The sequence below is a fragment of the Bacillus sp. FJAT-29790 genome (genome assembly GCF_019039215.1).
Lineage (GTDB): Bacteria > Bacillota > Bacilli > Bacillales > Cytobacillaceae > Cytobacillus.
Genome location: NZ_JAHNZZ010000001.1, coordinates 2,710,743 through 2,726,186, shown reverse-complemented (window position 1 = coordinate 2,726,186; position 15,444 = coordinate 2,710,743). Strand labels below are relative to the sequence as shown.

Sequence of the window (15,444 nt, the reverse complement as noted above, 5' to 3'; positions counted from 1 at the left end):
CAAGCGGTTAAGACACCGCCCTTTCACGGCGGTAACACGGGTTCGAATCCCGTAGGGGTCATACGGAAAAGCTGGCAACCATTGGTTGGCAGCTTTTTTGTTTGATATTTTTATATACTTAGACTTCATTTTATCCTCTATCACCCACTTAAGTTCTATAATCCGAAAATAACAGTAAATTACCGCACCGCTTAATCAAACTTCATTTCATGATCCGCTAGCTTCCTTCCTGGGTTATTTAAATCGATTTCAGAATTTATACCAGTATAAGGTCCTCTGAACATTTCACCTGTTGCTAGGATTTTTCCATCTGGCGCTTCGAATAATGGGATTTTCACTTCATTTTTAGCTGCTTCATTTAACAAATATTCGTCTTCTTCTATGCTCAAATTATTATTCCACCTTTCAATTTCACTTGCATTCTTTGTTTTATTGTGTCTTTTATTGTTCAAATTTATGTCGAAAAGGCAAGAAATTAAATGAATACATACGAAAATTTACAGATTGTTAAACATAATGTCATAAAACTAAGAAAACTTTTACAAGGACATTTCTACCGTCAAACGAATATAAACAGGGTAGTAAAAATATATAGAAAAGCATGGTGGGGAGAAGATTGCAGTGAATACGATATTTCCAACCGATTATCAGTTGCACCTGTTTCATGAAGGGACGCTATATGAAAGCTATCGTCTATTTGGTGCGCATGTGATCAAAAAGGATGGAAAGGTTTATACACGGTTTTGTTTATGGGCACCAAACGCTAAATTTATTAGATTAGTCGGAAATTTTAATGATTGGAATGGAGAAGGGTACCCCTTACATAGAGTGAATAATGAGGGTGTTTGGGTCATCTTAGTCGAACAAAATTTAGAGGGGGCTTTATATAAATATGAAATGATAACGCGGGAAGGTAAAAAACTGCTAAAGTCAGATCCTTTTAGTTTTTATTCCGAATTAAGACCAGGGACTGCATCGATTGTTTATTCAATGGAAGGATACAAATGGAATGATCAAAATTGGATGCAGAAAAAAGAGAAGAAGAATATGTTGGCTGAGCCAATGGCAATCTATGAAGTCCATTTGGGATCATGGAAGAAGCATAAGGATGGAGCATTTCTTTCATATAGGCAATTAGCAGCTGAATTAATTCCCTATGTAGTCGAGCATGGATTTACCCATATTGAGTTACTGCCATTAATAGAGCATCCGCTCGATGCCTCATGGGGCTATCAGGGGACAGGTTATTATTCAGTTACAAGCAGGTACGGAAATCCTCATGACTTTATGTGTTTTATTGATCAATGCCATCAAAGTGGGATTGGGGTTATTCTCGATTGGGTTCCGGGCCATTTTTGTAAAGATGATCATGGTTTATACCGGTTTGATGGTTCCTATTTATTTGATTATAAAACGACAGGTGATCGGGAGAATCAAGTTTGGGGCACAGCTAATTTTGACCTTGGGAAAAATGAAGTCCAAAGCTTTTTAATTTCAAATGCCCTTTTTTGGATGGAGTATTACCATATCGATGGATTTAGGCTGGATGCAGTTGCAAATATGATTTATTGGCCAAATCGCGATGACAAACATGAAAATCCTTTTGGAATTCAATTTTTGCAAAAACTAAATCAGACTGTGCTTCAGAATGATCCGCAGGTCTTAATGATGGCCGAAGATTCGACGGATTGGCCAAATGTCACCGCACCTGTCCATTATGGAGGGCTAGGCTTCAATTACAAGTGGAATATGGGCTGGATGAATGACATTCTTTCATATATGGAAACGAGTCCGGAATCACGTACATCCGTCCATGGGAAAATGACCTTTTCCCTTTTATATGCCTTTACAGAAAACTTTGTTCTTCCGCTTTCCCATGATGAAGTTGTTCATGGGAAAAAATCGCTCCTGAATAAGATGCCGGGAGATTACTGGCAAAAATTCGCTCAGCTTAGGTTGCTCCTTGGCTATATGATCGCTCATCCTGGAAAGAAATTGCTGTTTATGGGGGCTGAGATTGGTCAGTTTGATGAATGGAAAGATAAAGAAGAATTGGACTGGAATTTGCTTGACTATGATATGCATCAAAAAATAAATACTTTTGTAAAAGAACTCTTAAAAGTATATAAACGCTCAAAACCGCTTTATGAATTAGATCATATTCATAATGGTTTTGAATGGATTGATGTTAATAATCATCAGCAGTCCATTTTTTCATTTATTAGAAAAGGCTTCAAAGAAGATGAACATCTTGTAGTTGTCTGTAATTTTACTGAAGAGATTTATCAGGATTATCAGATTGGTGTCCCAAAGGAAGGTTCTTACCGGGAAATTTTCAATAGTGATCGGGACGTGTTTGGCGGTTCTGATTGGATCAATAAAAAGGTCTTAAAAACAAAAAATGAAGAATTTCACGGGAAACCACACTCAATAAAAATGAAAATTTCGCCATTTGGCCTATCTATTTTGCGTCCCGTAAAACATCGGAAGGAGAGGAAAGGGAATGGGAAAGAAAAAGTGCGTAGCCATGCTGTTAGCAGGAGGGAAGGGAAGCAGGCTTCATTCCTTAACAGAGAACCTAGCTAAACCAGCCGTTCCATTTGGAGGGAAGTATCGTATTATTGATTTCACTTTAAGTAACTGTACGAATTCAGGCATTGATACAGTAGGGGTATTGACCCAATATCAGCCGCTTGTCTTGAACTCCTATATTGGAATCGGTAGTGCATGGGATTTAGACCGTAAAAATGGCGGAGTAACCGTTCTTCCCCCTTATAGTGAGTCTTCTGGGGTGAAATGGTACTCCGGAACTGCAAGTGCAATCTATCAAAATCTCAATTATTTAAAACAATATGACCCTGAATATGTATTAATTTTGTCAGGTGACCATATTTATAAAATGGACTATGAAATGATGCTTGATTACCATATCGAAAAAGCTGCGGATGCATCTATTTCTGTTATTGAAGTCCCATGGCACGAAGCAAGCAGATTTGGAATCATGAATACAAATGACGATATGAAAGTAGTTGAGTTCGATGAAAAACCAGATTTTCCAAAAAATAATCTTGCATCAATGGGTATATACATATTCAACTGGCCGCTTCTAAAAGAATATTTAGAAATGGATTATCGTAACCCTAAATCAAGCCATGACTTTGGGAAGGATATTATTCCTGCGATGCTCGAGGATAAGAAAGGGTTATTTGCTTACCCATTCAAAGGCTACTGGAAGGATGTTGGTACAGTCAAAAGTCTTTGGGAAGCGAACATGGATCTATTAGATGAAGAATGCGAATTGAACCTGTTTGATTATAATTGGAGAATTTCTTCCGTTAATCCCAATCATCCTCCGCAATATTTTTCATCTGAAGCGGAAGTTGTGGAGTCATTGATTAATGAAGGCTGCACGATTGAGGGGGATATAGAGAAGTCTGTCCTTTTTCAGGGAGTAACAGTTGGGAAGGGTTCTATAATCCGTGAATCTGTGGTCATGCCTGATGCTGTAATAGGAAAAAACGTTTTTATTGAAAAAGCTATCGTACCCCCGAATATGAAGGTACCAGATGGAACCGTGATCAGAGCATCTGAAAGCACAGACGAAATTATTTTGGTGTCGGAAGAAATGTTGCAGGAATTTATTCTTTAAAAATTGGCTCTTTTTTAGGGGATGCTATTTTCGAAATATTCATCATCTAAGGATTTCTACTTTGAAACAACTCACGTGGTTCGTGTGTACCCTTTTTAGGGCTCTTTAAGTGATTCTATTGGACCGCTAGTGGAGAAATCCTATGTTCAAAGGCTAATAGACCAGCTCTATTGGACCGTTACCGAATAATAACTAGGGTTTAATCGGGTATAAAGACAGATATTGAAACAATTGTAAAAACAACAAAGTTTACCGAAAACACCCTGAAAAATAGATAATATAAGCTTCCCTAGGAAAGCAATGAAAAAAATCATCACAAAAATATTAAGTAATGATTTTAGGAGAAAGCGCCGTCGGCTCGAATGACTTATCGCTGACAGGCAGGCGCCTTGCACATTTTAAACAGGAGGGTATGGTATTGAAGAATCGGTTGCTGGGTGTTATAGATGCTACAACTTATCATGAGGAATTGGAAGAACTAATGGCTCACAGGTCACTCGCTGCGGTACCTTTTGCAGGAAGATACCGACTCATTGATTTTGTCCTTTCAAACATGGTTAACTCAAATATTGAAAGTGTAGCTATTTTCCCTAAGTTCCAATATCGTTCATTAATGGATCATTTGGGTTCGGGGAAAAATTGGGATTTAAATAGAAAACGAGATGGCCTTTTCTTTTTCCCGTCTCCAATAATCGATGGGGCGAAGAAAAGAATTGGTTCATTCAATCATTTTGCAGCCAATTTGGATTACTTTCATCGCAGTAAGCAGGAATATGCACTCATTTCCAATTGTTACACGGTCTTTAATATGGACTTTAGGCCGGTGTTAGAAAGACATATTTTGACAGGTTGTGATATTACAGAGGTTCATCAGGGTGCAAGGTCATTAGAAATGTATTTAGTCAAGACTTCATTGCTTATAGAGCTAATAAAATCCAGGGATGTGACAGGGTATTCTTGCATGAATGATGTTGTTTCTGATATTAGTCACTCTTACAAAATTTGTGGCTACGAGTATGAAGGCTATGCGGAAATGATTGATTCTATAGATTCTTATTTCTCAGCAAGTATGAATCTTCTTGATCCTCAAGTATGGAAAAACCTTTTTCTAAAGACCCAGCCAATCTACACAAAAGTGAAGGATGAACCTCCAACACGGTATTTAAAAGGCGTTTCTGTCCATCACTCGATGATCGCAAATGGCTGTCAAATCGAGGGCACTGTTGATAATAGTATTATTTCGCGGGGGGTTAAGATCGGGAAAGGTTCCGTCGTGAAAAACTGCGTTATTATGCAAAAAAGTCAAATAGGTGAAAATTGTATTTTAGACTCTGTGATTTTAGATAAAGATGTAAAGATCGAGCCAGGTACCATATTGGCAGGTACGAGCGAAACGCCATATGTCATCCGTAAAGGCACTGTACAAGGAGCGCTGATGAATTCGTGAAAGTATTATTTGTTGTATCTGAATGTGTTCCATTTGTAAAATCCGGAGGCTTGGCAGATGTAGCTGGTTCTTTGCCGATGGAACTAGTGAAACAGGGGACTGATGTTAGGGTTATCTTGCCGAAATACGGTTCGATTTCAAATGAAATTCAATCGCAAATGGAAAAGAAAACTGAATTCACTGTTGATGTAGGATGGAGAAATCAATATTGCGGAATTGAAGAGTTAGAATTTCAAGGAATTACGTTTTATTTTGTGGATAATGAGTATTATTTTAATCGGGAAAAATTGTACGGATATTTTGACGATGGGGAGCGGTTTGCCTATTACAATCGGGCTGTTTTAGATTCTTTACCGTATATTAACTTTTATCCGGATGTAATTCACTGTCATGATTGGCATACGGGAATGATTCCTTTTCTGCTAAGGGTTGAATATCAGTCAAAGAAGGGATATGGGCTTATCCGAACCGTGTTTACGATTCATAATCTTCAATTTCAGGGGATCATGCCGAAAGAAGCCCTTGGTGATTTGTTAGGCCTAAGTGAAAGGCATTTCCATGTCGATCAACTGGAGTTCTACAGCAACATTAATTTTATGAAAGGTGCGATTGTATCAGCCGATCGAATTACGACGGTTAGTCCTACATATAAGGATGAGATTCAAACTGCCTATTATGGAGAAAAGCTTCATGAATTATTACAAAAAAGGGCAGCAGATTTGGAAGGAATATTAAATGGGATTGCTGAAGGATTTTATGATCCAAAAAAAGACCCATTCCTTTTCGAACGCTACTGTACAGAACAAATAGAAAAAAAACATACTAATAAATCACAATTACAAAGACAATTCGGGCTGCCGCAAAAATTGAACACTCCTCTTATTGCTATGGTAACGAGACTGACAGAGCAAAAAGGCCTTGACCTTGTTAAATGTGTGTTTCATGATTTGATGCAAGAGAATGTTCAATTTCTCGTTCTTGGCACAGGAGACGATGAATTTGAACAATTTTTCAGGGAGATGGAAATCGCTTTTCCGAATAAATGCAAAGCCTACATTGGCTTTGATGAAGGGCTTGCTCACCAAATTTATGCCGGGGCCGATATATTCCTAATGCCATCGAAATTCGAACCATGCGGGCTTGGCCAGATGATTGCTATGAGGTATGGAGCGATTCCAATTGTTAGGGAAACGGGCGGTTTGAATGATACGGTTCAGGCGTTTAATGAACTTACCGGCGAAGGAAATGGCTTCTCCTTTAGCCATTTTAATGCACATGACATGCTGTATACGATTCGGAGAGCGCTCGGTTTTTATAGAGAAGAAATGTATTGGGAACCTATTGTGAAAAATGCGATGGCAATGGATTTTAGCTGGGCGCAATCGGCCTTTAAGTATAACAAGTTATACGCGGAACTCGTTTCTAGGAGTGAAAGTCATGTTTTCTAGTAAAGAGAAATTTAAAGAGGCCTTTTTAAAAAAGCTTGAGATGATGTGCGGCAAAAGTTTTGGAGAGAGTACAGAACGGGATCATTATTATACCCTTGGCAATATGATTAGGGAATATGTAAGCACCGGATGGATTAATACAAATGAGCGGTACCGCATGGCGAAGGAAAAGCAGGTTTATTATTTGTCAATTGAGTTCTTGCTAGGTCGCCTGCTTCATCATAATCTCTTGAATTTAGGGCTAGAAGGCGTCGTTAAGGACGGTCTGGAGGATTTAGGAATTGACCTGGGCAGACTTGAAGAAATAGAAGCGGATGCTGGCCTTGGAAACGGTGGACTTGGAAGATTAGCTGCCTGCTTTATGGATTCTTTGGCTTCTTTAAATTTACCGGGACATGGCTGTGGAATCCGTTATAAGCATGGCTTATTCGAGCAGAAAATCGTCGATGGCTACCAGGTGGAGCTTCCCGAGCAATGGCTTCGGCATGGCCATGTATGGGAGGTAAGGAGAGCTGATTTATCAGTTGAGGTACCATTTTGGGGAAATGTTGAAAGCAGTAAGGAAAATGGTCGAATTGTCTTTCGCCATGTGAATGGGGAAATGATCACAGCTGTTCCCTATGAAATGCCGGTCGTAGGCTATCAGACTGAGACTGTTAATACGCTAAGGTTATGGAGTGCGGAATCTTCACCATCACCCATCCATAAGGATATTTTAAAGTATAAACAGGAAACGGAGGCTGTTTCAGAATTTTTATATCCAGATGATACACATGATGAGGGGAAAATTCTGCGATTAAAGCAGCAATATTTTCTTGTGTCGGCAAGCCTCCGATCGATTGTTCGCACTTATCGAAAACAATATGGGGAATTAACTGCTTTTCATGATCATATTAGCATTCATATTAACGATACCCATCCTGTACTTGCTGTTCCAGAGTTGATGCGCATTTTGATGGATGAAGAAGGAATGGGCTGGGATGATGCCTGGCATATTACCGTTCATACGATTTCCTATACGAATCATACGACCTTATCAGAGGCCCTTGAAAAATGGCCAGTAAGAATTTTTCAGCCCTTGCTACCGCGTATTTTTATGATTGTAAATGAAATCAATGAGCGTTTTTGTAAGCAGCTGTGGGCGCTTTATCCGGGTGAGTGGAATCATATTGAAAACATGGCGATTATTGCCCATAACCAGGTGAAAATGGCACATCTTGCACTTGTCGGTAGCTCGAGCGTCAACGGGGTGGCCGCTCTTCATTCGGAAATCTTAAAAAAGAGGGAAATGAATTCCTTTTACCGAATTTTTCCTGAAAAGTTTAATAATAAAACAAATGGAATTACTCATAGAAGATGGCTTTTAAAAGCGAATCCCCTTCTCGCCAACTTGATAACAGATCGAATAGGGAATGACTGGATCAGAGAGCCCGGACAGTTAATGCAATTAGCTCAATTTAAAGAAGACAGTACTTTTCTTCAACAGCTATCCTTAATTAAAAAGCAGAATAAGGAAAGGCTCGCTAGAAGGATAAGTGAACAGACGGGAATTGCTGTGGACACGTCATCCATTTTTGATGTCCAAGTGAAACGGCTTCATGCCTATAAAAGACAGCTCCTAAATATTTTGCATGTCATGTATTTATATAACAGACTTACAGAGGATTCTAGCTTCCAAATGTATCCACGCACCTTTATTTTTGGAGCAAAGGCCTCTCCGGGATACTACTATGCGAAGAAAATCATTAAACTCATTAATTCCGTAGCGGAAAAAGTAAATAAAGACCCAAGGACGAACGACAAGCTAAAGGTTATTTTTATTGAGAATTACCGTGTGTCGCTTGCCGAAGACATATTTCCTGCTGCAGATGTAAGCGAGCAAATTTCAACAGCAAGCAAAGAAGCATCGGGTACAGGAAATATGAAATTTATGATGAATGGTGCACTCACTGTTGGAACTCTTGATGGAGCCAATGTTGAAATTAAAGAAAAGGTCGGTTCTGAAAACATTTTTATCTTTGGACTGACAGCGGAAGAAGTATTAAATGATGGCGGCTACCATTCGATGGAGTATTACCATCATGATAAGCGAATCCGTCAAGTGCTCGATCAACTTACCAATGGCTTTTTCCCTGATACAGAAGGTGAATTTGATCTGATTTTTGATTCATTGTTAATGGAAAATGATCAATATTTCGTGCTCAAAGATTTTGATTCGTATGTTAATGTCCAGGAGCAGGCAGGAAAAACGTATGAAAATCAAGATCATTGGTTAAAAATGAGTTTGGTGAATATTGCAGAGTCTGGTTATTTTTCCAGTGATCGGACGATTAGTGAGTACGCTAAGGAAATTTGGAAAATTAAACAGACATTATAAAAAACATTTTCATTGACCGAAAAGAGGAAAAGGGGTATCGTGAGGTAAAACTCCTCTTGATTTCCCCGAAAAAGAGCACCAAACAAGTGTTGGTGCTCTTTACTAATTGGATATTAATCATGATCGTCCACATAACCGTCTGTTCGGTGATATGGGACATCGCCAAACGATGTTTCAGTTCCTGCCTTATCAAGCATTGCTTCGTATTCCTCGTGTTTTTTCGAAGGGTAAACTTTTCTGTTTGTTCCTTCTAGATTGCTCCCAATGAATGTTTCATAATCCTCTGTGAAGCCCTCATCATCATGTCCTTCATTATAAAGCGAATTGTAATCCTCGTAATCCCCTCTAAGGTCCGATGGGGTTTCAGACGTGCCGTAGCGCGCTACCTCTTGGAAACTGTCTTCATTATCAATAACTTCTCTAAATTGATGGTGCTGAAACGTATTCCCATGTGCAGGCTCAAGAACATCTTCTTCTACCGGACGGTCTCCAGGTATATGTTGTTCCGGACTATGTTCTTTACAGTATAAGGTAGAAGGAAGAACTTCGAGACGATCAAAGAGAATGTCGTTTCCACACACTTTGCATTTTCCGTATGAACCATTATCAATCGCCAGTAAAGCGGCATTGACTTTATTTAGCTCAGAATCATGATGCTCCTCCAAAGCAAAATCCTTCTCACGTTCATATAGCTCAGTCCCCATGTCTGCAGGATGATTATCATATATCGACAATTCTCCGACAGTTTCTCTCGCATTTACACTCTCGAGGCTTCCCGCCTTATTCTTGTCTAAATTTGCTTCTAAAGATTTTTGTTCATTTTTCAATTGTTTTTTCAATTGTTCAAGCTGCTCATTTGTTAACATCTTTTAACACATCCTTATCTAAGTCGATTCTTCATTAACTGGAAAGAATCACGAAGCCTTATTGGTTTAGTATGATCCTAATCGATAAAATCATGTCGGAATAATTGTCACGCTGTTGATTTTGAAAAATAAAAAAAGCCTTTGCTAATATGCAAAGGCTAGGATGAATGAACTTATAAAAAGGCTGTTTTCGCATATATTGATGTCATAGCCTACAAAGTTAGCCCGTTGATTTCCGCTGCGGGCACTTGCTTTCCGCGGGGAGGGACGGGAGCCTCCTCGGCGTTACCGCCTGCGGGTCTCCCGGTTCCCTCTATTTCCCGCAGGAGTCAAGTGCCCTCCGCTCCAATCAACTCAGATTATTAAATGAAAATTACATTCTAAAAACAACTAACTTTACGAAAACAGTCTATAAAAAATACCCCAAAAATAAACCGATTGATAATAAAAATCCAAAAATGGTATTTGTTTGGGCTGTGGCTTTCATGGCAGGCATCATTTGAATAGGGATTGATTTGCCGATAAATCCTTTTGTTGCTTTAATGGCCTTTGGTGCACTTAGAATCACAATGGCTAGCCATGGAGAAATAATATTCATAGCAATCAGGATAAACACCCATGTAAAAGAAAGAATAAACATTCCAGCCAGTAATTTTATGGCTCCTTTACGGCCTAATAAGATAGCCAGTGTCTTCCGGCCGAATTCTTTATCGCCATCAAGATCCCGGATATTATTTGCTAATAAAATGGCACCGACAAGAATAAAAATTGGGATCGAAACTAAAACACTGGTCGTGGATACAGTTCCTGTTTGAATAAAAAAGGAAATAAGAATAATCATCATTCCCATGAAAAATCCAGCAAAGATTTCTCCGAACGGAGTATAGGCAATTGGCAGAGGCCCCCCTGTATATAAATAGCCAACTACCATACAGATGACTCCGATGAGAGCAAGCCACCAGCTGCTGTTCATACAAATATAAATCCCAATTAATAAGGACACACCATATAAAGAAAAGGCAAGTGTTAGAATGGTTCGAGGATTAATGCCATCACGGACAATGGCCCCCCCTATTCCTACCGATGACTCATTATCAAGCCCTCTTTTAAAATCATAATATTCATTAAACATATTCGTAGCAGCTTGAATAAGTAAACTTGCTAGCAACATGGCAAAAAACATGCCAAAGTGAATATTGGTTTGTTGAATGGCTAAGGCAGTGCCAAGCAAAACAGGAACAAAAGCAGCCGTAAGCGTATGAGGTCTTGTTAACCGCCACCAAATTTTCCAGTTTTTTAAATTGGAGGAAGGTGGAAAACTTGTATTCATCTGTGGTTGCATGAAAACTCTCCCCTTGTCATCTATATTAAAATTTCTGATTATAATACCATAGAAATTCTTTTATCAAACCTATTTATTATAACGAATAATGTTTGAACTGTCAAAAAAGTAATGATTAGAAACTTTATGGATATCCAAAAATTAATCCCTTTAGAAAAGTCGGAAAAGGGCGGGAAAATGAAGGGAAAAACCGGTATACTAATGACCATTATTGACATATGGATGGAAAGAGGTGTATGTTAAAATTATGTTTAGACGAAGGATAATAGTCAACTGACTGTTATTGGAGGGGTTTTTTTGGTTACGATACAAGAAACGGAACTAAAAGAAGGGATCCTTGAAGCAATTGAACGGGCAAAGGCTTTATCTAAGCCTATTTTAGTAAGTGAAGTTCAGCAAATTAATCATATTGATCCCCTTTCTTTTTTCTCTGCGGGACGAGCCACGTTTTTTGGCGAGCGATTTTTTTGGAAGGACCCTGCAGATGAAACTTTTATTATTGGACTCGGAATTTGCAAACAAATTCAAACAGATTTGGCTATTGACCGCTTTACTTATATTGAAGAAGAGTGGAGACGCTTTACCAAAGATGCAATTGTCTATAACAAGTATCATATAAACGGAATTGGTCCTTTAATGTTTGGCGGCTTTTCTTTTGATCCATATAAAAAGAAAACGAAGCTATGGTCGAAGTATGATGATTCCTTATTTCATATTCCAAAGTTTATGCTTAGTGAAATCGAGGGTCAAGCCTATTTGACAACAAATGTAGTCTGCACTCAGCATGATGATCGGACGCTCATTGAGAAGGTAGGGGCGGAAAGAAATGCTATTTTGTCTTCTATTGTGGAGAGTACTTGCGTAGGAAATCATACTCTTTTGAAAGAAATAGAAGTGAATCCAGAACAATGGATGAATACGGTAAATACCATTATAGAAGAATTAAAGGATAACCCTTTAAAAAAGGTTGTTTTAGCAAGAGAATCAAGGTTGTTTTTTGATCAGCCAGTACAAATCGAAATGGTTCTCTCACAACTTTTGAAATTACAAAGAGAAAGCTTCATTTTTGCTTTTGAATCAAATGGGGATTGCTTTATTGGTGCATCGCCAGAACGTTTAGTAAAAAAAGATGAAAATACACTGTTTACAACTTGTCTGGCTGGATCCATTGCACGGGGGAAAACAGTTGAAGATGATCATCTCCTTGGAGAAACATTGCTTAATGATGAAAAAAACTTAGTTGAACATCAATATGTGGTTGATATGATTAAAGCTGCAATGGAAGATGCTTCTGAAGAAGTTACACTTGCCGATCAGCCGCAATTAATGAAAATGAGAGATATTCAGCATCTGTATACACCTGTAATTGGAAGAGCGAAAGAACATACATCGTTGCTATTATTAGTTGACCGTCTTCACCCAACCCCGGCATTGGGAGGGCTTCCTAAAAATAAGGCTGTAGAGAAAATCAGGGAAGTAGAAGAATTGGATCGAGGTTTTTATGGTGCTCCATTAGGCTGGATGGATTATAAGGGAAATGGAGAATTTGTCGTATCGATCCGGTCAGGTCTCATTCAGGGACATGAGGCATCTATATTTGCGGGATGCGGTGTTGTTGAGGATTCTAATGCAGAGAGTGAATACGTAGAAACAAAAATTAAATTCCGACCGATGCTGACGGCACTTGGGGGTATAAATCAATGAATCATCAAGAGGCTTTAACCTCTTATATCGCCGCATTTGTTTCAGAATTAGTGAAAAACGGGGTAGAGGATGTTGTTGTTAGTCCTGGATCAAGATCTACCCCGATGGCAATGGTAATGGCAGAGCATCCAGAACTTCGTGTGCATATTCATGTAGATGAGCGTTCGGCTGCCTTTTTTGCGTTAGGAATAGCGAAGGCCTCAAGAAAGCCAGCAGCTATTCTTTGTACATCAGGTACAGCTGCAGCAAACTATTTCCCAGCTATTGTGGAAGCGAATTACTCAAGGGTTCCATTAATCGTTTTAACCGCAGACCGGCCCCATGAATTAAGAGATGTTGGCGCACCGCAAGCGATAGACCAAATTCATTTATATGGCAATCACGTTAAGTGGTTTGTTGAAATGGCCCCGCCTGAAAAGTCCGAAGAAATGATTCGTTATGCCCGTACGGTTTGTGCACGGGCAGCTGCTGAAGCTCAGCGTTCTCCGGCAGGCCCTGTCCATTTAAATTTCCCATTCCGGGAACCGTTAGTGCCTCAATTGGATAGGGATGATTTATTTGTGTTGAGTGAGCGTTCAAGCGGATATGTGAATATCCAGCTTGGCGAATTAGCGCTTAAAGATGAAGTGTATCAGGAAATAGGAGAGAGCATCGGCGCATATAAGCGAGGAATTATTGTTTGCGGACCAATTGAAACGGACGAATTTTTAAGTGCAGTAACAAGTCTAGCTGAGAAGCTGCAGTTTCCGATCCTTGCCGACCCGCTATCCCAGTTAAGAAGCGGTAAGCATAGCGGCAGTCGGATTATTGATACATATGATACTTTTTTGAAAAATGAAGATGCAAAGCAATATTTGAAGCCCGATCTTATTATCCGTTTTGGAGGCATGCCTGTATCCAAATCGTTATCGGTTTATCTGAAGGAGAACCATGATGTCCGCCAATTTGTGATTGACGGTGGCGGCGGTTGGAGAGACCCTGGAATGGGTTCATCCGAAATGATTTATTGCCATGAAACAACGTTCTGTCATTCAGTTATTCCGTTTATCCAGGTTGAAAATGATGATCGCTATTTTGAACAATGGGATGAAATCAATCAGTTAACTCGCCGTCATTTAGCAAAAATGAATGAGTTGAATGTTTTAAGTGAGGGGAAGTTATTCCACCAGCTGGCTGAAAGACTTCCCGAAGGTTCGACATTGTTTGTTGGCAATAGTATGCCGATAAGGGATTTAGACACATTTTTCCATTATAATGAGAAATCAATTCGAATTATGGCGAACCGGGGGGCAAACGGAATTGACGGCGTCATTTCAACCGCTTTAGGAGCGGGAACAAAATCTCAGCCTCTTTTTTTAGTGCTGGGTGACTTAACATTCTTCCATGATTTAAATGGGTTAATTGCTGCTAAGTTATATGGGATCAATATTAATATTATTTTAATTAATAATAATGGCGGAGGAATTTTTTCCTTTCTCCCACAGGCGAGCCACCCGAAAAACTTTGAAAGGCTTTTTGGAACGCCGTTAGATTTAGATTTCCAACCTGCAGTTCAAATGTTTGGCGGTCAGTATGACTTAATTTCAGATTGGGACCATTTTACCTCCGTATTTTTGCGGAATTTGGAGAATCCTGGCTTAAAGGTGATGGAAATAACGACAAATAGGAATCAGAATATAACCGAGCATCGTGAATTGTGGCAGACGGTTTCCCGGGAAATAAGTCGAACGTTGGAAGAGAAGTATCGATGAATTTTGACATCGACGGCATTCGTTATCATGTCGATAAATGGAGCTCTCAATCACTTGATTCCCCATTGTTGCTGCTCCATGGTTTTACCGGTGACAGTGCTGCATGGAGGGAATTTGAACCGCAATGGAAACGTCATTCGAATACGATTACGGTTGATATTATCGGTCACGGGAAAACAGACTCTCCTTTAGATGAATCAAGATATGATATTGAATCTATGGCTAGCGATTTACATAAGCTATTGAAAGAAATGGGAATTGAACAAACGGATCTCCTTGGCTATTCTATGGGCGGAAGATTAGCCATTACCTTTGCGTTAAAATTTCCGAAAATGGTAAGAAAGCTAATTCTCGAAAGTTCTTCTCCCGGACTTGAAACGGAAAGAGAAAGAGAAGCAAGACGGATACAGGATGAACAATTGGCATGGCGGATTCAGGAGTACGGTGTAAATGGTTTTGTTGAATATTGGGAGAACATCCCTCTTTTTCAAAGCCAGAAAAGGCTTCCAGAAAATCTTCGCAAGAAAATTAGAATGCAGCGCTTAAATAATTCACAAGTAGGATTAATCAATAGTCTAAAAGGAATGGGAACAGGCTCTCAGCCATCATTTTGGGAAGAGCTTGATCAATTGAACATCCCTACTTTATTAATAACAGGCAGTCTGGATGAAAAATTTTGTCGAATAGCGGATAAAATGATCGAAAAACTGAAAAAAGGTGAATGGGTTTCAATCACAGATTGTGGGCATGCAATTCATGTGGAGAATCCAGAAATATTTGGTACAATAGTAAGTGAATTCTTGTCGAATGATGATGGAGAGAATTTTAAGATCAGGCAGTAAATATGAGTCAAACGGACC

General features: G+C 39.2%; 11 protein-coding genes and 1 tRNA gene. 9 read left to right on the top strand and 3 right to left on the bottom strand.

All coding sequences use genetic code 11. The annotated features are described in order from the left end of the window. Nucleotides 1–58: transfer RNA gene (locus BGM26_RS12820), tRNA-Glu, on the top strand. Between the two features lie 133 nt (nucleotides 59–191). On the opposite strand, the gene BGM26_RS12815 is transcribed toward BGM26_RS12820, so the two are convergent. Beyond that, a complete protein-coding gene (locus BGM26_RS12815) occupies nucleotides 192–389 on the bottom strand; it encodes a hypothetical protein (protein ID WP_217040195.1) in 198 nt (65 codons plus the stop codon). Nucleotides 390–621: 232 nt separating this feature from the next. On the opposite strand from BGM26_RS12815, the gene glgB reads away from it, so the two are divergent. From glgB to BGM26_RS12790, 5 genes are all read left to right on the top strand, one after another. After that, nucleotides 622–2,586 carry a 1,4-alpha-glucan branching protein GlgB gene (gene glgB / locus BGM26_RS12810; protein ID WP_483297779.1) on the top strand — a complete coding sequence of 655 codons (1,965 nt, stop codon included), beginning with the start codon at nucleotides 622–624 and terminating at the stop codon, nucleotides 2,584–2,586. Next, a complete protein-coding gene (locus BGM26_RS12805) occupies nucleotides 2,504–3,649 on the top strand; it encodes a glucose-1-phosphate adenylyltransferase (RefSeq protein ID WP_217040194.1) in 1,146 nt (381 codons plus the stop codon). Before glgB ends, BGM26_RS12805 begins: the two co-directional genes overlap by 83 nt. A gap of 418 nt (nucleotides 3,650–4,067) precedes the next feature. Further along, entirely contained in the window at nucleotides 4,068–5,096 is a 1,029-nt protein-coding gene (locus tag BGM26_RS12800; protein ID WP_217040193.1) for a GlgC family sugar phosphate nucleotidyltransferase, read from the top strand. Beyond that, nucleotides 5,093–6,544: a glycogen synthase GlgA gene (gene glgA, locus BGM26_RS12795; RefSeq protein WP_217040192.1), complete on the top strand. Its 1,452-nt coding sequence runs from the start codon at nucleotides 5,093–5,095 to the stop codon at nucleotides 6,542–6,544. Before BGM26_RS12800 ends, glgA begins: the two co-directional genes overlap by 4 nt. Next, on the top strand, nucleotides 6,534–8,921 hold the full coding sequence (locus BGM26_RS12790) for a glycogen/starch/alpha-glucan phosphorylase (protein WP_217040191.1): 2,388 nt from the start codon (nucleotides 6,534–6,536) through the stop codon (nucleotides 8,919–8,921). The genes glgA and BGM26_RS12790 overlap by 11 nt, the downstream gene beginning before the upstream one ends. Nucleotides 8,922–9,034: 113 nt before the next feature. On the opposite strand, the gene BGM26_RS12785 is transcribed toward BGM26_RS12790, so the two are convergent. Both BGM26_RS12785 and BGM26_RS12780 read right to left on the bottom strand, forming a co-directional pair. Then, nucleotides 9,035–9,787, bottom strand: coding sequence for a TraR/DksA C4-type zinc finger protein (locus tag BGM26_RS12785; RefSeq protein WP_217040190.1), 753 nt, complete (start codon nucleotides 9,785–9,787; stop codon nucleotides 9,035–9,037). A gap of 409 nt (nucleotides 9,788–10,196) precedes the next feature. Next, the gene (locus BGM26_RS12780) at nucleotides 10,197–11,129 is read right to left on the bottom strand and encodes a 1,4-dihydroxy-2-naphthoate polyprenyltransferase (protein WP_217040189.1); all 933 of its coding nucleotides are present in this window, start codon (nucleotides 11,127–11,129) and stop codon (nucleotides 10,197–10,199) included. Between the two features lie 297 nt (nucleotides 11,130–11,426). Between BGM26_RS12780 and BGM26_RS12775 the strand changes: the two genes are divergently transcribed. Genes BGM26_RS12775 through menH form a run of 3 tightly spaced genes read left to right on the top strand, consistent with a single transcriptional unit; the run spans nucleotide 11,427 to nucleotide 15,426 of the window. Next, complete coding sequence (locus BGM26_RS12775; protein WP_217040188.1) at nucleotides 11,427–12,833, top strand: isochorismate synthase; 1,407 nt, start codon at nucleotides 11,427–11,429, stop codon at nucleotides 12,831–12,833. Next, the gene (menD, locus tag BGM26_RS12770; RefSeq protein WP_217040187.1) at nucleotides 12,830–14,584 is read left to right on the top strand and encodes a 2-succinyl-5-enolpyruvyl-6-hydroxy-3-cyclohexene-1-carboxylic-acid synthase; all 1,755 of its coding nucleotides are present in this window, start codon (nucleotides 12,830–12,832) and stop codon (nucleotides 14,582–14,584) included. The genes BGM26_RS12775 and menD overlap by 4 nt, the downstream gene beginning before the upstream one ends. Then, nucleotides 14,581–15,426 carry a 2-succinyl-6-hydroxy-2,4-cyclohexadiene-1-carboxylate synthase gene (menH, locus tag BGM26_RS12765; RefSeq protein ID WP_217040186.1) on the top strand — a complete coding sequence of 282 codons (846 nt, stop codon included), beginning with the start codon at nucleotides 14,581–14,583 and terminating at the stop codon, nucleotides 15,424–15,426. Before menD ends, menH begins: the two co-directional genes overlap by 4 nt. Nucleotides 15,427–15,444 lie beyond the last annotated feature (18 nt).